Here is a 19840-nt window from a genome sequence, read left to right as displayed (position 1 = left end):
TTGTCTACAGTTAACATACAGCAATGATTAGACAAGCTATTTCACATTTAAAGGAGGGTCGACATTTTTTAGACAGGAATTGCAGAAGAAGGGGGATAAAATATTGAGGAAAAAAACGAAAAACAGGCTGGTTAGTACTGTCTTAAGCACTGTAGTAGTGACTTCGCTTTTGTTTCCGGGAGCAGCCGGAGCACAAGGCAGTAAAGAGGCAGCAACTTTAAAGCAAAAGGTCAATTCTGCTGAGTCGATCCAAAATAAAATCTCTAAATCGCTAAAAAGCAGCTTTAAAAAAGATGACAAAGTAACTTTTTTGATCAAACTCAAGGACAAAGCCGATATAAAAAAAGCCGCTAAGGCGGCTGAAAAAAATGCGAAATTAAAGGCGATGTCCGATGCAAAAACAGAGTATCAAAAACGCTCCGCCGTTGTATCTTCACTAAGAATGACAGCTGATGAATCCCAAGCGGATGTAAAGAAATACCTAGAAGAGCAAAAAAGCAAAGGAAACGCAGATGATATCCATTCTTACTATGTTGTAAATGGAATCGCTGTACATGCTTCAAAAGATGTCATGGAAAAAGTGGCGCAATTTCCTGAGGTGGAGAAAGTGCTGCCAAACGAAAAAAGACAGCTGTATAAGTCCTCTTCTGCCCCTTTCAACATGAAAAAAACACAAAAAGCAGTGAAAGCGAATGATGGTGTCGAATGGAACATAGAACAAATCGATGCGCCAAAAGCATGGGATCTTGGCTATGACGGCACAGGAACAGTCGTTGGGTCTATTGATACTGGCGTCGAATGGGATCATCCGGCCCTAAAAGAAAAATACCGAGGTTATCATCCGGAAAATCCTGATCAGCCTGATCATGAGATGAACTGGTTTGATGCTGTATCGGAAGAAGCGGCTCCTTTTGACGATCTTCAGCACGGAACCCATGTGACAGGCACGATGGTCGGTTCCGAACCGGATGGCTCAAATCAAATCGGTGTGGCGCCTGGCGCTAAATGGATAGCGGCGAAAGCATTTTCAGAAGATGGCGGAACAGACGCTGACATATTGGAGGCGGGTGAATGGATGCTGGCTCCTAAAGATGCAGACGGTAATCCGCATCCGGAAATGGCTCCTGATGTCGTCAACAACTCCTGGGGAGGAGGTCCCGGTCTTGACGAATGGTACAGAGACATGGTGAATGCATGGATAGCTGCGGATATTTTCCCGGAATTTTCAGCGGGAAATACAGATCTATTTAACCCGGGCGGTCCTGAGTCAATCGCCAATCCTGCCAATTATCCGGAGGCCTTTGCGACAGGCGCGACCGATATTAATAAAAAGCTTGCTGAATTCTCGCTGCAAGGTCCTTCTCCTTATGATGAAGTCAAGCCGGAAATTTCAGCACCGGGAGTGAACATCCGATCCTCTGTGCCGGGCCAAACATATGAAGGCGGATGGAACGGTACATCAATGGCAGGACCGCACGTTTCAGCTGTAGTCGCCCTTTTAAGGCAGGCGGATGCTTCGATTTCAGTCGATGAAATAGAGGAAGTACTGACAAGCACGGCAGAAACGCTGACTGATTCCGCATTCCCTGACTCACCGAATAACGGCTACGGCCACGGGCTTGTGAATGCATTTGATGCCATCTCAGCCGTGACAGATGGCTTAGGGAAAGCAGAAGGCCAAGTATCTGTTGAGGGAGACGATCAAGAGCCTCCCGCATTTCAGCATGAAGCAGCGGATGAAGCCTATGAAGGAGCCAATCTTCCTCTGTCTGTGACAGCGGAAGACAATGTAAGCGTGACATCTGTTAAGCTTTCCTACAAGCTTGATAAAGGAGAATGGACGACGCTTGCTGCCAAACGCACTAGCGGAGACCATAAGAAAGGAACTTACCAAGCTGACATCCCAAAAATAAGTGGGACATCTTTAAACTATAAATGGACAATTCAAGATTTCGGCGGAAACACCGTTGAATCAGATACCTATGAAGTGGCTGTTAAGCCAAGCATAACAGCTGGTTACAAGCAAGATTTTGAATCGAAGCCGGGCGGATGGTCAAGCTACGGAACCAATAACAACTGGGAATGGGGAGTGCCGGCATCAGGACCTGATGCAGCAGCTTCCGGAGAAAACGTCTACGGTACCAATTTGGCCGGGAAATATGCAAATTCAGCTAATATGAATTTAACAATGCCGCCAATCCAAGTGCCGGACTCGGGAAAATTGTTTCTTCAATTTAAAAGCTGGCACAACATTGAGGAAGATTTTGATTACGGCTATGTGTTCGTTCTTCCTGAAGGGGAAAACGAATGGGTTCAGGCCGGAATATACAATGGACAAACAACAGGCTGGACCGATGAGCAAATTGACTTATCGGCTTACAGCGGACAAAACATCAAAGTAATGTTCAACCTCCAAAGCGATGAAAGCATTGCAAAGGACGGCTGGTACATTGATGATGTTCAGCTGGCAGATGCGTCTTCAGGCAAAACAGCTAAAAAGAACAAACTGGGCGTCCAAAAGCCGACAGAAAAACAAAAGAAAAAAGCGGTAGATCCTAAGAAAGCTGAGCCGGCGGCTAAAACAGCGGTGAAGCAAAGCGGGAAAAAAAGTGATAAGTCGCCAAACCTTCTGCCGCTCAGAGCGCAAGTCAGTGTATTAGAAACCGGAAAATCTACTTACTCTAATGAAACAACAGGGCAATACACGCTTTCACATAAGGCTGGAGACTATACACTTATGGCGGAAGCATACGGTTATCAATCAAAAACGCAAAACATTATCATCCAGGCAGACCAAACTGCGCAGGCAAACTTTACATTAGAAAAATTAAAAACGGGAACCTTAAAAGGCACTGTTGTTAATCATGCAACGGGAGAGCCGGTAAAAGGGGCATCTGTTTATGTTGTGGAGGATGCAGCCATTGAACCGGCTGTGACCAACGAACAAGGTGAATATTCATTAGATGCTTACGAAGGCTCATATACGATAAAGATTGCGGCTAAGGGTTATTACAGCAATGAATTTTCAGTAGATTTGAAAGGGAATGTCACAAAGGAGACAAAGCTCAAACCGTTTGTCGGCTATCCTGGAGAAATCGGCTATGATGACGGAACGGCGGAAAACGCGAATGCCTTTTTCAATGCAGGTAATGGCTGGGCCGTTAAAATGACATTAGCCGATGGGAAAGAAAAAGGCATACTCACTGGCGGTTTATTCAGATTTTGGGATACGGAATGGCCTGAGCCAGGAGGAACAGAATTTAAAGTAGAGGTATTTGATGCGAGCGGAAAAGATGGAGCGCCCGGAAAGAAAATTGCCGGACCGTTTAACGCTGAAGCGCTTCGCAACGGAGAATGGACAAATGTTGACCTAAGTTCGAAAGGGATTATGGTAGATAAGGAATTCTACCTTGTCTATATCCAAGCAAAACAGAATCCTTATGTGCCGGGGCTGGCGAGTGATGAGAACGGTCCGTATTCAGACCGGAACTGGGAGTATTCGGACGGCACTTGGAAAAAATCGGATAAAGAAGGTGGGAACTTTATGATCCGCGCCTTGGTTGATTACGAGCTTCAAGTGCCTGAAATCACATCTCCGGCTGATAAATCATTTACAAATAAAAAGAACGTAACTGTAAAGGGGAAAGCTTCACCCGGCACAACCGTTCATCTCTATAATGGAGATCAAAAAGCAGGAGAAACGAAAGCTGACACGGATGGGACATTCCAAGCAGACATTACTCTCCGAGAGGGAGCAAATACGTTAACCGCGACGGGATCAACGGACAGCGGAACGACAGAACCATCCAGTGTGGTAACAGTCATCCTTGATCAGCAAAAGCCTGAAGTAACAATTGATAATCCAAAGAACGGCGACAAAATCAATAAAGAAGCTTTGACCGTAAAAGGAAAGGCTGAAGATGACAATCTGGAATGGGTAAAAGTTAACGGCAAAAAAGCAACGATCTCAGACGGAATGTATTCAGCCCGCATTCTATTAGAAAATGGCAGCAACGAAGTGAAAGTCACCGCTTCTGATGCAGCAGGCAATAAAACAACCAAAAAAGTTGTTGTTGACGTGAACTATGATCAGCCGGTCATTACTGGCTTAGTACCTGGGCAGGATAAAACGTTAAAAGCCGGTGAATCGGTGAAAATTGCATTTTCGAGTGCAAAGGATTTAGATGCGACATTTGTTATTAGAATGCCGCTGACGAATGCAAGAGCAAGTGTCCAAAACGCGACAGAACTGCCATTAAGAGAAATTTCTCCGGGGCAATATGAAGGATACTGGACGGCGACTTCTTCTATTAAAGCAAATGGCGCCAAAGTTGAAGTGATTGTAAGAGACGATTATGGCAATGAAACGAGACAAGTTGCCAAAGGTAAACTTTATATTAATGAAGAAAAATAATCATGAAATGCTGCCGTCATAGGCAGCGTTTTTTATTTAGATAGCCATCCTCCGCAATTAAACATTCCAATTCCGCATTCTCGACAAATTAAGCATATATCCCTTAAAAATTGTATTTCTCTCTCAACATTAATTGACAGACTTTCCCACAGAGCTTGCTTTATACTTATGAAACAAGAGAAGAAAACAGCGTTGTGAAAGATAAGAGAAGAAAGGGGTCAGATGTGAAAATCTATTTAGATGTCATTTGGCTGTTGAACTTTTGTTTTGATTCTCTTTTGCTTTTGCTGACGGCGTTTATCTTAAAACGCCACGTAAAAAAAAGAAGAGTGATATTCGGGGCCTTTATCGGTTCCAGTATCGTGCTTTTCATGTTTACTCCAATTTCGCCGTTTGTAGAGCATCCTGCAGGTAAATTGGCTTTTTCGGTTGTGATTGTGCTTGTTACTTTTGGATTTAAACGATTTCGATTTTTCTTTCAGAATTTGTTTTCCTTTTATTTCGCGACATTTCTAATGGGAGGAGGAATTATCGGCGCCCACTCTTTATTACAGACAAGGTCGGTTATGCAGCACGGTGTTATGATTACAAATCAAACCGGTTTTGGCGATCCTGTCAGCTGGATGTTTATAGTGGCCGGATTTCCCGCGATATGGTTTTTTTCTAAGAAAAGAATCGAGGATATTGAGACAAAGACGATTCAATATGAGGAGCGTGTCAGACTTCAAGCGGATATAGGAGGACAAACGCTTCACGCTAAAGGGCTTGTTGATTCAGGAAACCAGCTGTACGATCCGCTGACGAAAACACCTGTCATGATTATTCATATTGATAAGCTGGAACCTATATTTGGAGAGAAGGAGACACATTTGATCCGAAGCTTCAGCCCGCTTGAAGTCATTGATCAGTTTGATGATTCATTCCGCTATTTAGATAAAATCAGGCTCATTCCTTATCGGGGCGTGGGGCAGGATAATCAATTTTTATTATGCCTGAAGCCTGATCATGTCACCATCTATACGAAAGATGAAATGATCGCTGCGGACAAATGCTTAATCGGCATCAGCACCGCCGTTCTGTCGGCTGACGGAGAATTCGACGCGATCATTCATCCGAAAATGCTGTCAGGCAAGGCTGTTAAGCATGTATCGTGATGTTCTTAAATGTCCGTTATTTATCATACTCGAGAAGCGAGGCATTTAGAAGGGAGAGGAAGATGAAAAAACTAAAATTAAGGTTGACGTATCTTTGGTATAAATTGCTGATGAAACTTGGTTTAAAAAGCGATGAAGTGTACTATATCGGAGGAAGTGAAGCACTGCCGCCGCCATTGTCTAAGGATGAAGAACAGGTTCTACTGCTGAAGCTGCCGAGCGGTGATCAGGCGGCTCGCGCAATTTTAATTGAACGCAATTTGCGTCTGGTGGTTTATATTGCCCGGAAATTTGAAAATACCGGAATCAATATTGAAGATTTAATCAGCATCGGGACCATAGGTTTAATCAAAGCTGTTAACACCTTTAATCCAGAAAAAAAGATCAAGCTGGCTACATATGCCTCAAGATGTATAGAAAATGAAATTTTAATGTATTTAAGAAGAAATAACAAAATCCGTTCAGAAGTGTCTTTTGATGAACCGCTTAACATTGATTGGGATGGCAATGAGCTTTTGCTTTCAGACGTACTCGGAACGGATGATGATATCATCACGAAGGATATTGAAGCGAATGTTGATAAGAAGCTTCTGAAAAAAGCGCTTGAACAGCTAAACGACAGAGAAAAACAAATTATGGAACTCCGTTTTGGCCTTGTCGGAGAGGAAGAAAAAACGCAAAAGGATGTAGCGGATATGATGGGAATATCCCAATCCTACATTTCGCGCTTAGAAAAAAGAATCATCAAAAGGCTGAGGAAAGAGTTTAACAAAATGGTGTAAAAAAATTTTAAAACGCAACCCTTGATTTTACAGGGTTTTCCTAATCAACTGTATTTTTCTGCCTGATCATCGTGCATATTTTTCCCACCCAAGGAGATACTTAACTTTGTACAGCAGCTCCTGTAGGGAGGGAAAAAAGTGTCGAGAAATAAAGTCGAAATCTGCGGGGTGGATACCTCCAAATTACCCGTACTCAAGAATGAAGAAATGAGAAAGCTGTTCAGGCAATTACAGGATGAAGGCGACGATTCAGCGAGAGAAAAGCTTGTTAACGGTAACCTGCGCCTTGTCTTAAGCGTCATTCAAAGATTTAACAACAGAGGAGAATATGTTGATGACTTATTTCAGGTCGGCTGCATCGGACTAATGAAATCCATTGATAATTTTGATCTAAGCCATAATGTTAAGTTTTCAACATATGCTGTACCGATGATTATCGGAGAAATCCGCAGGTATTTACGCGATAACAACCCGATACGCGTCTCGCGGTCGCTGCGGGATATCGCATACAAGGCGCTTCAGGTAAGAGAACGGTTGATCAGTGAGACAAGCAAGGAGCCGACAGCAGAGGATATCGCCAAAGTTCTTGAAGTACCGCATGAAGAAATTGTGTTTGCGCTGGATGCCATCCAAGATCCGGTTTCTCTCTTTGAACCGATTTATAATGACGGCGGGGATCCGATTTATGTCATGGACCAAATCAGTGACGAGCGCAATAAAGATACACAATGGATTGAAGAACTCGCTTTAAAAGAAGGCATGAGAAGACTGAACGACAGGGAAAAAATGATTTTAAGAAAACGCTTCTTCCAAGGGAAAACACAAATGGAAGTAGCAGAAGAAATTGGCATTTCCCAAGCGCAGGTTTCGAGGCTTGAAAAGGCGGCAATCAAACAAATGAATAAGAACATTCATCAATAATGGGCATGATGAAGCCTTTAAAGCAAACCCTTGCTTTAAAGGCTTTTTATATTGGGGAGCCTAGGCAGTTTACGTTTCGGAAAAAGTAAGGTATCCTAGTTCGTACAAAGTTTCATGAAAATTGAAACAGTTCAGCGGTTTTGTGAAAAGGAGGACCATAATGATTTTACAGCTTGACCGCGTGTCGTTAAAACGAAGCGGGAAATGGATTCTAAAAGATATAGAGTGGAAAGTGCAGCAAAACGAAAATTGGGTGCTTTACGGCTTAAACGGCGCGGGAAAAACGGCACTCTTAAATATGCTTTGCTCTTATTATTTTCCCACTTCTGGAGACATGCAGGTGCTTGGGCATGAGTTTGGAAAAACTGAGCTTGGTGATAAGCTCAGACGGAAAATCGGACTGGTGTCTGCCGGCCTTCAGCAAAAATTGTACCCGGCAGATTCAGCATTTGAAATTGCGCTTAGCGGGGCGTATGCTTCAATTGGCTTATATGAAACACCGAGTAAAGAAATCAGAGAAAAAGCTATCAATCTTTTAAAAGATTTGGGAGCCATCAGCTATGCGGACCGCCGTTATGAAACGCTCTCTCAAGGAGAAAAACAAAGGGCGCTGATCGCGAGAGCGCTTATGGCGGACCCTGAACTGTTAATATTGGACGAACCGGTGACAGGCCTTGATTTTATGGCGCGGGAAAACCTGTTAGACACGATTACATACATCGCAGGAAAAGAAAATGCTCCGTCGATTCTGTATGTGACTCATCATGCGGAAGAAATTTTGCCTGTATTCGATAAAGCCCTTCTATTAAAAGAAGGAGAGGTATTTGCAGCAGGCGATATAAAGGAAATGCTTTCTGACGATTTACTTTCATCATTTTTCGATATGCCGATCAACGTATTATGGAATAATGGCCGTCCGTTTTTAACAAGAGCCAAACAAACCACAAATGCCTGATAATTAAATATATTCATCCTAGGGGTGCTTATCTTTGAGCTGAGAGAGACGCGTGTCTCAACCCTGATTGACCTGATCTGGATCATGCCAGCGGAGGGAAGCGGTGAAAAAAAGCGGAGTACGCAGCACGTGTGCGCTCCGCTGCTTTCATGAGCCGTTTCATATAGAATGAAGCGGTTTTTTATATGACAAAAAAGGAGCGAATGACATTGAATAAACAAATAGATGCTTTATTGCAAAAGGCCGAGGAACAAAAGAATGAACTGATTGAGCTTGCGAAAACATTAATTTCTTTTCAAACACCGGCGCCGCCGGCCAGAAACACAGACAAAATTCAATCGTGGATTGCCGGGTTCTTGAATGAAATGGGCTTTTCTATTGATAAGTGGGAGGTTTATCCGGGAGACCCCAATGTAGTGGGAGTTTTAAAAGGGACAGATTCAGGCAGCCATCAAAGTTTAATTATTAACGGGCATGTGGATGTGGCTGAGGTGGATGAAGAAGGCTGGGAGCATGACCCGTTTCATCCTGTTGAAAAAAACGGCTGTTTGATTGGCAGAGGTGCAGCTGATATGAAGGGCGGGATGGCGAGTGTGCTTTTCGCTTTGAAATTGATTCGTGAAGCGGGGATTGATCTGCCGGGAGATGTGATTTTACAATCTGTCATCGGTGAAGAAGTAGGAGAGGCCGGCACTCTGGAGTGCTGCAAACGAGGTTACCGTGCCGATTTTGCCGTTGTTGCTGATACAAGTGATCTGCATATTCAAGGGCAAGGGGGCGTCATCACGGGGTGGATTGAATTGAAAAGCCGCCAAACCTTCCATGACGGCACAAGGCGGAACATGATTCATGCGGGCGGAGGAACTTTTGGGGCTAGCGCAATCGAAAAAATGGCTAAAATCATACACGGACTTGGCGAGCTGGAGCGCCACTGGGCGATTATGAAAAGCTATCCCGGCTTTAAGGCTGGCACGAACACGATCAATCCGGCTGTAATAGAAGGCGGAAGACACGCGGCTTTTATCGCGGATGAATGCCGTTTATGGATCACCGTGCATTTTTATCCGAATGAAACGCATGAGGAAGTAGCGGCGGAGATAGAGGATCATATTAATCGATTGAGTGATAGTGATGTGTGGCTGAGAGAAAATCGACCTGTCTTTACGTGGGGAGGCTCTTCCATGATAGAAGACAGAGGAGAAATTTTTCCCGCTCTTGAAGTTGACCCGCACCATCCCGCTGTTTCAGAACTTACAGCTTCACACCGGCATATTAAACAAACAAATCCGGTTATAGATGTTTCCCAGTCAGTAACTGATGGCGGCTGGCTTTACAACGCAGGAATTCCGAGCGTCATTTACGGTCCTGGAGATTTGCATAATGCCCATGCCGTAAATGAAGAAGTCTCAATTGATCAGCTCGTTGATTATACGAAGATTATGCTCAGCTTTATTATCAAATGGTGCAGCACCCGCAAAGAACAATGAAATTTACACGTGCTTGACAAGGTTCAGCCATCCCGTTCATATAATAAGAAAAAGAACGGACAAAGGACGTGATGGAATGATCAGCATTTCTGAATTTCAGGTAAAGGATGTTGTGAATGTATCTAACGGCAAAAAATTAGGAAGCATCGGTGACATCGACATAAACGTCACCACTGGAAAAATTCAAGCCATCATTCTTGGCGGAAATGGAAAAGTGCTTGGTTTTTTCGGAAAAGAAGAGGAAATGATCATTCCTTGGCGAAATATAGTTAAAATCGGGGAAGATGTCATCCTGGTTCGTTTGAGTGAACCGAAAGACTGAACGCTTTTGCGGCGCTTTTTCTGTTAAATGCCGGAAAACCCGCTTCCTTCCGGCACATTTATTCATTAAATTTGAAAAACGCCGCTAAACGAATGCATAAAGATGTGGTAAAATAAGTGGGAAATTACACATTTCAATAATGTTTGTCGAAAGGTTGGATCATCATGAATACATACCACCCATTCAGTCTCACCACCCCCTCGACACTCATGATACAAGACTGGAATCAAACGAATCAAAAAAACGCAAAGATCATTGCCGGATTTACAACGAAAAACGGCGGTGTCAGCAAGCCGCCTTTTGAATCGTTAAATACAGGATTGCATGTTCATGACAAAGATGCAGATGTTGTTAAAAACCGAAAAAAAATCGCCGGGTTGTTTGATACTGATTTACAATCATGGGTATTTGCCGATCAGACCCATGAACATCATGTCCGAAAAGTAACGCATAAAGACGGCGGAAAAGGGGCTCGCGAGTACTCATCCGCTTTTAAAGCAACGGACGGGCTCTATACAACTGAAAAGAATGTATTTATGGCTTTATGCTTTGCCGATTGTGTGCCTCTGTTTTTTTATGACCCGGTCAGATCGCTTGTCGGGATCGCCCATGCCGGGTGGAAAGGGACTGTGAAACAGATCGGCCGGGAAATGGTCAAACGCTGGACAGATGAGGAAGGCTCCCGGTTATCGGATATACAGGCTGTCATCGGCCCGTCTATCAGCGCCGGCTGCTATACGGTTGATGACCGTGTCATCACTGAAGTCAACGCGCTCCCTTTTTCCGCGGAACACGCCGTGAATGAGACGGGACCGGGGCAGTACCAGCTCGATTTGAAGGAATTAAACAGACTGATTCTTATAGAAAGCGGCATCAGTAATGAAAATCTTTCAGTGAGCGGGTTATGCACCGAAAAAGAACACCCGCTGTTCTTTTCTCACCGCCGGGATCAGGGAAAAACGGGACGGATGATGTCCTTTATCGGAATGAAGGAGGCATAAAAGATCTTGCGTGTAATCGACAATTTACGACATATAAACGAACGAATAAACGAAGCATGTAACAGATCGGGCCGCTGCTCCGATGAAGTTACAATTATCGCAGTCACTAAATATGTGTCAGCTGAAAGAGCGCAGGAAGCGGTGGATGCAGGCATTTCAAGCCTGGGCGAAAACCGTGATGCCGAACTGCTTCGCAAGCAGGATATTGTAAAAGGTAATCCGGATTGGCATTTTATCGGCAGCCTTCAGTCAAGGAAGGTGAAAGCTGTCGTCAATAACGTGTCACATATTCATTCCTTAGACAGACTGTCATTAGCTAATGAAATTGAAAAACGCGCAACAGGGCCTGTACGCTGTTTTGTGCAGGTCAATACGTCGCTTGAACCGTCCAAGCACGGAATGAAACAAGAAGAAGTCATCCCTCTGGTTCAGGAGCTGGCCGGCTTTGAACATATCATCGTGGCCGGTTTGATGACAATGGCTCCGCTGACTGAGGATACAGAAAAGATTAGAAGCTGTTTTCGGTCGCTTCGCGAACTCCGCGACCAAGTTCAAAAGCTTAAACAGCCGAATGCTCCGTGTACGGAACTGTCGATGGGCATGTCAAATGATTTTGAAATTGCCATAGAAGAAGGCGCGACTTATATTAGAATCGGCTCATCGTTAGTCGGAAATGAAACAGGGGGTGTACAGCAATGAGCATGAAAAATAAATTTAAAAGCTTTTTCTCGATGGATGATGAAGAATACGAATATGAATATATTGATACAGAGCAGGATACACATGAAGAACAAGACCAAAAAGAAAAGCAGGCTTATCCTAATAAGACTGCCGGCAAACAAAATGTGGTAAGCTTGCAAAGTGTCCAGAAATCCTCTAAAGTAGTGTTGAGTGAGCCCCGTGTCTACGCGGAGGCGCAGGAAATAGCTGATCATTTAAAAAACAGACGCGCAGTTGTCGTCAACCTGCAGCGAATTCAGCATGACCAGGCGAAAAGGATTGTTGATTTTTTAAGCGGGACGGTTTATGCCATCGGCGGCGATATTCAAAGAATCGGATCGGATATTTTCCTTTGCACGCCTGACAATGTAGATGTATCAGGGACGATTTCTGAGCTTATGTCTGAAGACGAACATCAGAGGTGGTAAAGCGCAGATGATCCTTTATCAAATTTTTTCAGTTTTAAGCTTATTAATATCTGTTTATTCATGGGCTCTGATCATTTATATTTTCATGTCCTGGGTTCCGAATGCGAGGGAATCTTCAATCGGACGATTTTTAGCGAATATTTGCGAGCCGTATCTTGAACCATTCAGAAAAATCATTCCCCCGATTGCTATGCTGGATATCTCTCCGATCGTGGCGATTATTGTGCTGCGATTTGCGACCGGCGGCTTATGGGGTCTTTACAGAATGATTGCAATGTATACGTAAGCGACAGTTTGATAGAGGCTTGGCAGCAGCCAAGCCTCTTTACATAGAAGGGAAAGACGATGAGCGATATTTATCAGCATTTCAGAAAAGAGGAGCAGCCTTTTATTGATCAGGCGCTTGAATGGAAAAGAATCGTCCAGGAGCAGTACAGGATGAAACTGACCGATTTTTTGGATCCGCGTGAGCAGGTTATCGTAGCCTCTGTTATAGGACAAGCAGATTCTGTAGGGCTCGCCTTGTTCGGCGGCTATGACGGAGCTGAACGGAAAAGGGCTCTTTTATACCCTGATTATGCAAATCCGGAGGAAGCGGATTTTGGCCTGCAAGCGTTTGAGGTCCACTATCCCGAGAAATTTGTCAGCATTGATCATCGGTCCTTGCTGGGCTCTTTAATGGGAATTGGCTTAAAGCGGCAAAAGTTTGGGGATTTGGTGTTTGCAGAGTCGGCTGTGCAATTGATCGTCACGGCTGAAACGGCGGATTTTGTCGCAGGTCAGCTCACCCAGGCGGGCAAGGCCAAAGTCAATCTTGAGAAAATTAGTTTGTCAGACCTTCAAATCCCCGCTCGTGATGTCGAAATAAGGGATGACACAGTTTCTTCTTTAAGGCTCGATGCCGTTTGCGCTTCAATGAGCAGGCAGTCACGGCAAAAAGCGCTGACACTTGTGAAAAACGGCCTGGTCAAGGTGAATTGGAAGGTAGTCGAAGACCCATCCTATCAGCTGGCGGAGGGAGATATGCTTTCCATCAGAGGATTCGGCCGATCCAGTTTAACCAAAATTGAAGGAAAAACGAAAAAAGACAAATGGAGAGTCACATTTGAAAAACAAAAATGAGTCGATTTTTCAGTTTTTTTCTCCATCTGTGCGAAATTTGCTTTATAATGTGAACTAGATAACTGTACTGAAATGTAAAAATGGAGGTGGCATTATGCCATTAACGCCAAATGATATCCACAACAAGACTTTTACAAAAAGTTTTCGCGGATATGACGAAGATGAAGTAAATGAATTCCTCATGCAAGTCAGAAAAGATTATGAAATTGTTCTCCGTAAAAAAACGGAACTTGAAGCAAAAGTAAACGAGCTTGATGAACGAATCGGGCACTTTGCGAATATTGAAGAAACGCTTAATAAATCTATCCTGGTTGCTCAAGAAGCAGCGGAAGATGTAAAGCGCAATTCACAGAAAGAAGCAAAGCTGATCGTTCGGGAAGCAGAAAAAAACGCAGATCGCATTATCAACGAATCTTTGTCAAAATCAAGAAAAATCGCTATGGAAATCGAAGAGCTGAAAAAGCAGTCTAAAGTGTTCAGAACACGTTTCCAAATGCTGATCGAAGCCCAGCTTGACCTTCTGAAGAACGATGATTGGGATCATCTTCTTGAATACGAAGTGGACGCGGTGTTTGAGGAAAAGGAATAATTCTCTGATTTTCTTGACATTTTCTCAGCTTGTCGAATATAATACGTTCATAAATTCAGATGAAAAGACGATTGAAAGGGACAGTCATGTTTCAATTTGGCTTTTGAAGCGACTCGGGGATGGTGTAAGCCTGAGACAGCCGGAGACATGTAGATCAGCCCTTAAGTTTCCTTTCTGAACTGACAGTAAGAAAGGACGTTCCATCACGTTACGATGCTCGAGAGGAAGAAGCGTGTGTTTCCCGTTTCTTCTAAAAGGGTGGTACCGCGAGATAAGCTTTCTCGTCCCTTATGGGATGAGAGGGCTTTTTTTATTTTCTGAAAAATTTGTTTCATGGAGGAATGGAAATGGATTACAAAGATACGCTCTTGATGCCAAAGACAGATTTCCCGATGAGAGGGAATTTGCCAAACCGCGAACCTGAGATGCAAAAACAATGGGAAGAACAGGACATTTACCGTCTTGTACAAGAACGGACAAAGGATCGTCCGAAATTTGTTTTGCATGACGGACCTCCGTACGCAAACGGCGATATTCATATGGGCCACGCCCTCAATAAAATCTTGAAAGATTTTATCGTCCGTTATAAATCAATGAGCGGCTACAATGCGCCTTACGTACCCGGATGGGATACACACGGTCTGCCGATCGAAACGGCGTTAACGAAAAACAAAAAAGTAAAGCGTAAGGAAATGTCAGTTGCTGAATTCCGAAAGCTGTGTGAAGAATACGCTTGGCAGCAAATTGAAGGCCAACGTGAGCAATTCAAACGTCTCGGAGTCCGCGGCGACTGGGAAAACCCATATGTAACGTTAAAACCGGAATACGAAGCACAGCAGATCCGTGTTTTTGGCGAGATGGCGAAACGCGGCTACATTTATAAAGGACTGAAACCGGTTAACTGGTCACCTTCTAGTGAATCGGCTTTGGCTGAAGCGGAGATCGAATATCAAGATAAACGCTCTGCATCTATTTACGTTGCTTTTGCTGTAAAAGACGGAAAAGGCGTGCTTGAAAACGGAGAGCGCATCATCATTTGGACAACAACGCCTTGGACGATCCCGGCAAACCTTGGGATTTCGGTGCATCCTGATCTTGAATACAGCGTGATTTCAGTCGGTGGCGACCGTTTTGTCGCAGCAAGTGCGTTGGTTGAAAATGTAGCTTCGGCTTGCGGCTTTGAACAGTATGAAGTCTTAAAGACGTTGAAAGGTAAAGAACTCGAGAATATTGTTGCGGAACACCCGCTTTATGGCAGAGATTCTCTCGTTATGCTTGGTGACCACGTGACGACAGATGCTGGAACAGGCTGTGTTCATACAGCGCCGGGTCACGGGGAAGATGACTTTATCGTTGGCCAAAAATACGGCTTAGACGTGCTTTGCCCGGTTGATGAAAAAGGTGTTATGACAAGTGAAGCGCCTGGTTTTGAAGGTATGTTCTATGATGATGCAAACAAAGCAATCACTCAGCAGCTTGAAGAAAAAGGCGCGTTAATGAATCTTGAATTCATTACGCACTCTTATCCGCATGATTGGAGAACGAAAAAACCGACAATCTTCAGAGCGACCGCGCAATGGTTTGCGTCCATTAAAGATTTCAGAACAGACCTGCTTGACGCGATTAAAGAAACAAAATGGGTTCCTGAATGGGGCGAACAGCGCTTGCACAATATGGTTCGTGACCGCGGAGACTGGTGTATTTCCAGACAGCGCGCATGGGGCGTTCCGATCCCGGTATTCTATGCTGAAAATGGCGAGCCGATCATTACAGATGAAACAATCGAGCATGTATCCGCACTATTCAGAGAGCACGGTTCTAACATTTGGTTTGAAAAAGAAGCGAAAGATCTTCTTCCAGAAGGGTTTACACACCCTGGCAGCCCGAACGGCAAGTTTACCAAAGAACAGGATATTATGGATGTTTGGTTTGATTCAGGTTCCTCCCATCAGGCGGTGCTTGAAGAACGCGACGATCTTGTCCGTCCGGCTGACCTTTACCTTGAAGGCTCAGACCAATATCGCGGCTGGTTCAACTCATCGCTTTCAACCGCAGTTGCCGTAACAGGCCAATCGCCTTACAAAGGTGTTTTGAGCCATGGATTTGCTCTTGACGGAGAAGGCCGCAAGATGAGTAAATCAATCGGAAACGTCGTAGTTCCTGCAAAAGTAATGAAGCAGCTTGGAGCCGATATTTTAAGATTATGGGTATCTTCTGTCGATTATCAGGCTGACGTTCGTGTATCTGACGCGATCTTAAAGCAAGTCGCCGAAGTATACAGAAAAATCCGCAACACGTTCCGTTTCCTGCATGGCAACCTGTTTGATTTCGACCCGAAAGCCAATGCCGTTGCTGTAGAAGATCTTCGTGAAGTGGACCAATACATCTTGGTGAAACTGAACAAACTGATTGATAAAGTGAAAAAAGCGTACGATGAATATGAATTTGCGGTCGTTTATCACAGTATCCATAATTTCTGTACCGTAGAATTAAGTTCATTCTACCTAGACTTTGCAAAAGACGTCGTCTACATTGAGCATGCAGATCATCCGGACAGACGGAGCATGCAGACGGTTTTCTATGAAACCCTTCTTGCATTAGCGAAGCTGACTGCGCCGATTTTGCCGCATACGACAGACGAATTATGGGCGCACCTCACATTTGTCGAGGAACAGAGCGTTCAGCTGACTGATATGCCGGAAGCTGTCGCAATTCCTAATGGTGAAGCGGTAGAAGAAAAATTTGACCGTTTTATGGAACTGCGGAATGATGTCTTAAAAGCGCTTGAAACAGCCCGGAATGAAAAGATAATCGGCAAGTCAATGGAAGCCAGTTTGACACTTTATCCGAATAAAGCTTCACAAGAACTATTGTCTGCGATCAAAGAGGATGTGAAACAGCTGTTTATCGTTTCTGAACTGACGATCAGTGAACAGGAAGCGCCGGCTGATGCTCAGAGCTTTGACTCAGGCAAAATCGTCGTAGAAAAAGCAGAGGGTGAAATGTGTGAACGGTCCCGCGTCATCTCAAAAGATGTGGGCGCCAATCCGAAATACCCAACATTATCGCTCCGCAATGCGGAAATTGTTGAAAAGTACTATCAGAAATAATCAGTCAAAACGTCCGGCGCATGCCGGGCGTTTTTTGTATACCAAAGCTGACATGGATTAGAACGAAAGGAAAAATCTTATGTGCTTCATTTGAAGGCTCCCGGGCAACAATATAGGTATTACGTTATGAGCAGGAGTTGTGATGGATGAATGATCAGCTGACCGCAATTTATACGGAACTTCTTCTGATGAAAGAAGAATTACAGACAAGATTATTTGAGTATTCTTGCTTTCAGGTTTCTGCAGCCGCCGAATCCCCAATCAATGATAATCAAAAAGCAACTCTGATCTACCACATTAAAGAAGAACTGCAAGATGTCCTTCTCGCCTTGTCAAAATTCGAGTCAGGAACGTTTGGCTGCTGTGAAGCGACAGGGGCACCGATCCCGCTTTCTAAACTGGCTGTTCTTCCCACAGCCCGAACAGCAGACGACTTTCTTTATTCTGTCCAATTTGAAAAAAAAACGCTGCCGCTATGGAAAGCAAGTGATATAGAATATGATCAGGCGCTGTATGAATAACAGCGCCTAAAAAATCGCACAAATCTTACAACAATCAATTCAGCACGCTCACAGCGCCTGATGGCAAGCGGATATTCCTTTACTCCTGGGCTTTTTATTGATAAAATGCATAAAGGATTAAAGTAACCGGACAATGGAGGAACGTTTGTGCTGTATTACGTTATCGCACTTCTTATTATCTTAGCCGATCAATTGACAAAATGGCTTGTCGTGAAAAATATGGAACTCGGGCAGAGCGTCCCGGTGATTGATCATGTGTTCTATATTACATCCCACCGCAATACGGGGGCCGCTTGGGGCATTTTAGCCGGTCAGATGTGGTTTTTTTATTTAATCACGGTTGCAGTTATTATCGGGATTGTTTATTACATACAGCGCTATACCAAGGGGCAGAAGCTTCTCGGCATTTCTCTCGGATTAATGCTTGGGGGAGCAATCGGCAATTTTATTGACCGGGCCGTCAGACAAGAAGTCGTGGATTTCATTCATGTCATCATCGTAAATTACAATTATCCTATTTTTAATATCGCAGATTCCTCTTTGTGTGTCGGCGTTGTGCTTTTATTTATACAAATGCTGTTAGACAGCGGGAAAAAGAAGAAGGAGCAATAGCATGGATCAATTTGAGATAACCGCTTTGCCGGAACAAAAGAGTGAGCGGATTGATAAATTTCTGGCTTCTGCTGAGAAAGACTGGTCGAGAACCCAGGTTCAGCAATGGGTAAAGGATGGGCATATCAAAGTCAACGGCAGCCCGGTGAAAGCCAATTATAAGATGCAGCCTGGTGATCAGGTGAAGGTTACGGTGCCGGAGCCGGAAGCGCTTGATGTGCTTGCTGAGCCGATGGACCTGGACATTTATTATGAGGATCAGGATGTTCTGGTTGTAAACAAACCGAGGGGGATGGTCGTGCATCCGGCCCCGGGCCACGTAACGGGAACACTTGTAAATGGACTGATGGCGCACTGTAAAGACCTTTCGGGAATTAACGGTGTGATGCGTCCGGGAATTGTTCACCGCATTGATAAGGACACTTCAGGTTTATTAATGGTTGCAAAAAACGATATGGCGCATGAATCACTTGTGAATCAGCTGGTTCATAAAACAGTTACCCGCAAGTATATGGCTGTTGTTCACGGAATTATATCGCATGATGACGGGACGATTGATGCACCTATCGGAAGAGACAAAAAGGACCGCCAAAGCATGACGGTCGTGCGGGAAGGCAAAAATGCCGTTACCCATTTTCATGTCCTTGAACGCTTTCAGGATTTTACCTTGGTGGAGTGCCAGCTTGAAACGGGCAGAACCCATCAAATTCGCGTTCATATGAAATATATCGGTTTTCCTTTAGCGGGAGACCCAAAATACGGACCGAGAAAAACAATTGACTTTAACGGTCAGGCTCTCCATGCGGGTATTTTAGGTTTCCAGCACCCAAGAACAGACAAATACATTGAATTTGAAGCGCCGCTTCCGGATGATATGACGAAACTTATCGAAAATTTAAGGAAAAGTCATTGACAGTTGAATTCTTTTCTGAAATAATAAACGAAGTTGAATAGATTCTTTAACACAGTCCAGAGAGGCTGAGAAGGATAACGGATAGGTCAGGATGCGTGTATCATCACGCAGTTTGCCCTTAAACCCCTCTCTGCCCTGGCAAGAGGGGTTTTTTAATGAATTGTGAGGTGTCTGCAAATGAATCAGAAAGCTGTTATTCTTGATGAACAGGCGATAAGACGAGCCTTGACAAGAATCGCCCATGAAATGATTGAACGCAATAAAGGAATGAATAACTGTATTCTTGTCGGCATTAAGACAAGAGGCATTTACTTAGCGAAGCGCCTCGCCGAACGAATCGAACAGATAGAAGGAAACGCTGTGACAGTCGGGGAAATTGATATTACGCTGTATCGCGATGACTTATCAAAAAAAACGAGCAATGAAGAGCCGCTTGTCAAAGGGGCCGACATACCGATTGATATTACGGATCAAAAAGTGATCGTTGTCGATGATGTGCTGTATACAGGAAGAACCGTCAGAGCAGCGATGGACGCGCTTGTTGATGTAGGCCGGCCGTCTTCCGTCCAGCTCGCCGTGCTGGTAGACAGAGGGCATAGAGAGCTGCCGATCCGAGCTGATTATATCGGCAAAAATATTCCGACCTCAAAGGCTGAAAAGGTTATGGTACAGCTCCATGAAGTCGACGAAACAGACCTTGTAGCCATTTATGAAAATGAATAGCATACCTTTTTAAATGCAATCCAGTGAGTTTGCAAAGAGGTGTAAACAAAGCCGAACGACGAAAGC

General features: G+C 44.2%; 18 protein-coding genes, 1 riboswitch and 1 other annotated feature. All 18 genes read left to right on the top strand.

Annotated elements, in window-relative coordinates; translation table 11 throughout:
- The first annotated feature begins 103 nt into the window (after nt 1-103).
- The 18 genes from GXP75_RS01715 to pyrR all read left to right on the top strand — a co-directional run bounded on the left by GXP75_RS01715 (nt 104) and on the right by pyrR (nt 19774).
- A complete protein-coding gene (locus tag GXP75_RS01715) occupies nt 104-4414 on the top strand; it encodes a S8 family peptidase (RefSeq protein WP_242556015.1) in 4311 nt (1436 codons plus the stop codon).
- A 224-nt stretch (nt 4415-4638) separates the two neighbouring features.
- Nucleotides 4639-5568 (top strand): sigma-E processing peptidase SpoIIGA, encoded by a 930-nt coding sequence (gene spoIIGA, locus GXP75_RS01710; RefSeq protein ID WP_242556014.1) that lies wholly within the window; start codon nt 4639-4641, stop codon nt 5566-5568.
- A gap of 62 nt (nt 5569-5630) precedes the next feature.
- Nucleotides 5631-6350: an RNA polymerase sporulation sigma factor SigE gene (gene sigE, locus GXP75_RS01705; RefSeq protein ID WP_003329041.1), complete on the top strand. Its 720-nt coding sequence runs from the start codon at nt 5631-5633 to the stop codon at nt 6348-6350.
- Between the two features lie 138 nt (nt 6351-6488).
- The gene (gene sigG, locus GXP75_RS01700) at nt 6489-7271 is read left to right on the top strand and encodes an RNA polymerase sporulation sigma factor SigG (protein WP_003329040.1); all 783 of its coding nucleotides are present in this window, start codon (nt 6489-6491) and stop codon (nt 7269-7271) included.
- A gap of 160 nt (nt 7272-7431) precedes the next feature.
- Nucleotides 7432-8226: an ABC transporter ATP-binding protein gene (locus GXP75_RS01695; RefSeq protein WP_242556013.1), complete on the top strand. Its 795-nt coding sequence runs from the start codon at nt 7432-7434 to the stop codon at nt 8224-8226.
- Between the two features lie 10 nt (nt 8227-8236).
- A riboswitch (TPP riboswitch) is annotated at nt 8237-8342 on the top strand.
- 93 nt (nt 8343-8435) lie between these two features.
- Nucleotides 8436-9713 carry an acetylornithine deacetylase gene (locus GXP75_RS01690; protein ID WP_214914705.1) on the top strand — a complete coding sequence of 426 codons (1278 nt, stop codon included), beginning with the start codon at nt 8436-8438 and terminating at the stop codon, nt 9711-9713.
- A 76-nt stretch (nt 9714-9789) separates the two neighbouring features.
- Nucleotides 9790-10035, top strand: a complete 246-nt coding sequence (locus GXP75_RS01685; RefSeq protein ID WP_010788542.1) for a YlmC/YmxH family sporulation protein — start codon at nt 9790-9792, stop codon at nt 10033-10035.
- Between the two features lie 164 nt (nt 10036-10199).
- On the top strand, nt 10200-11036 hold the full coding sequence (gene pgeF / locus GXP75_RS01680; RefSeq protein ID WP_242556012.1) for a peptidoglycan editing factor PgeF: 837 nt from the start codon (nt 10200-10202) through the stop codon (nt 11034-11036).
- Nucleotides 11037-11042: 6 nt separating this feature from the next.
- Complete coding sequence (locus GXP75_RS01675; RefSeq protein WP_214914703.1) at nt 11043-11735, top strand: YggS family pyridoxal phosphate-dependent enzyme; 693 nt, start codon at nt 11043-11045, stop codon at nt 11733-11735.
- A complete protein-coding gene (gene sepF, locus GXP75_RS01670) occupies nt 11732-12184 on the top strand; it encodes a cell division protein SepF (protein ID WP_214914701.1) in 453 nt (150 codons plus the stop codon). The genes GXP75_RS01675 and sepF overlap by 4 nt, the downstream gene beginning before the upstream one ends.
- Nucleotides 12185-12191: 7 nt before the next feature.
- Entirely contained in the window at nt 12192-12470 is a 279-nt protein-coding gene (locus GXP75_RS01665; RefSeq protein ID WP_003329033.1) for a YggT family protein, read from the top strand.
- 59 nt (nt 12471-12529) lie between these two features.
- The gene (locus GXP75_RS01660) at nt 12530-13306 is read left to right on the top strand and encodes a YlmH family RNA-binding protein (protein ID WP_106044920.1); all 777 of its coding nucleotides are present in this window, start codon (nt 12530-12532) and stop codon (nt 13304-13306) included.
- A 94-nt stretch (nt 13307-13400) separates the two neighbouring features.
- A complete protein-coding gene (gene divIVA, locus GXP75_RS01655; protein WP_003329030.1) occupies nt 13401-13895 on the top strand; it encodes a septum site-determining protein DivIVA in 495 nt (164 codons plus the stop codon).
- A 61-nt stretch (nt 13896-13956) separates the two neighbouring features.
- Nucleotides 13957-14187, top strand: a binding site (T-box leader).
- Between the two features lie 55 nt (nt 14188-14242).
- Entirely contained in the window at nt 14243-17005 is a 2763-nt protein-coding gene (gene ileS / locus GXP75_RS01650; RefSeq protein WP_242556011.1) for an isoleucine--tRNA ligase, read from the top strand.
- Nucleotides 17006-17151: 146 nt separating this feature from the next.
- Nucleotides 17152-17526, top strand: a complete 375-nt coding sequence (locus tag GXP75_RS01645) for a TraR/DksA family transcriptional regulator (RefSeq protein ID WP_242556010.1) — start codon at nt 17152-17154, stop codon at nt 17524-17526.
- Nucleotides 17527-17673: 147 nt separating this feature from the next.
- Nucleotides 17674-18138 (top strand): signal peptidase II, encoded by a 465-nt coding sequence (gene lspA / locus GXP75_RS01640; RefSeq protein WP_003329027.1) that lies wholly within the window; start codon nt 17674-17676, stop codon nt 18136-18138.
- A 1-nt stretch (nt 18139) separates the two neighbouring features.
- Nucleotides 18140-19051, top strand: a complete 912-nt coding sequence (locus GXP75_RS01635; RefSeq protein WP_242556009.1) for an RluA family pseudouridine synthase — start codon at nt 18140-18142, stop codon at nt 19049-19051.
- Between the two features lie 177 nt (nt 19052-19228).
- A complete protein-coding gene (gene pyrR, locus GXP75_RS01630) occupies nt 19229-19774 on the top strand; it encodes a bifunctional pyrimidine operon transcriptional regulator/uracil phosphoribosyltransferase (protein ID WP_003329025.1) in 546 nt (181 codons plus the stop codon).
- Nucleotides 19775-19840 lie beyond the last annotated feature (66 nt).

Origin of the sequence: Bacillus sp. HU-1818, assembly GCF_022695965.1 — a bacterium.
Classification (GTDB): Bacteria; Bacillota; Bacilli; order Bacillales; family Bacillaceae; genus Bacillus; species Bacillus atrophaeus.
This window is presented reverse-complemented; position numbering and strand designations above follow the sequence as displayed.

What these genes read in the sequence shown, in the direction of transcription:
- GXP75_RS01635 (WP_242556009.1), top strand. Translation starts at nt 18,140, where the DNA reads ATGGATCAATTTGAGATAACCGCTTTGCCGGAACAAAAGAGTGAGCGG.
- pgeF (WP_242556012.1), top strand. Translation starts at nt 10,200, where the DNA reads ATGAATACATACCACCCATTCAGTCTCACCACCCCCTCGACACTCATG.
- GXP75_RS01695 (WP_242556013.1), top strand. Translation starts at nt 7,432, where the DNA reads ATGATTTTACAGCTTGACCGCGTGTCGTTAAAACGAAGCGGGAAATGG.
- sigE (WP_003329041.1), top strand. Translation starts at nt 5,631, where the DNA reads ATGAAAAAACTAAAATTAAGGTTGACGTATCTTTGGTATAAATTGCTG.
- pyrR (WP_003329025.1), top strand. Translation starts at nt 19,229, where the DNA reads ATGAATCAGAAAGCTGTTATTCTTGATGAACAGGCGATAAGACGAGCC.
- ileS (WP_242556011.1), top strand. Translation starts at nt 14,243, where the DNA reads ATGGATTACAAAGATACGCTCTTGATGCCAAAGACAGATTTCCCGATG.
- GXP75_RS01645 (WP_242556010.1), top strand. Translation starts at nt 17,152, where the DNA reads ATGAATGATCAGCTGACCGCAATTTATACGGAACTTCTTCTGATGAAA.
- divIVA (WP_003329030.1), top strand. Translation starts at nt 13,401, where the DNA reads ATGCCATTAACGCCAAATGATATCCACAACAAGACTTTTACAAAAAGT.
- sepF (WP_214914701.1), top strand. Translation starts at nt 11,732, where the DNA reads ATGAGCATGAAAAATAAATTTAAAAGCTTTTTCTCGATGGATGATGAA.
- GXP75_RS01660 (WP_106044920.1), top strand. Translation starts at nt 12,530, where the DNA reads ATGAGCGATATTTATCAGCATTTCAGAAAAGAGGAGCAGCCTTTTATT.
- GXP75_RS01665 (WP_003329033.1), top strand. Translation starts at nt 12,192, where the DNA reads ATGATCCTTTATCAAATTTTTTCAGTTTTAAGCTTATTAATATCTGTT.
- GXP75_RS01685 (WP_010788542.1), top strand. Translation starts at nt 9,790, where the DNA reads ATGATCAGCATTTCTGAATTTCAGGTAAAGGATGTTGTGAATGTATCT.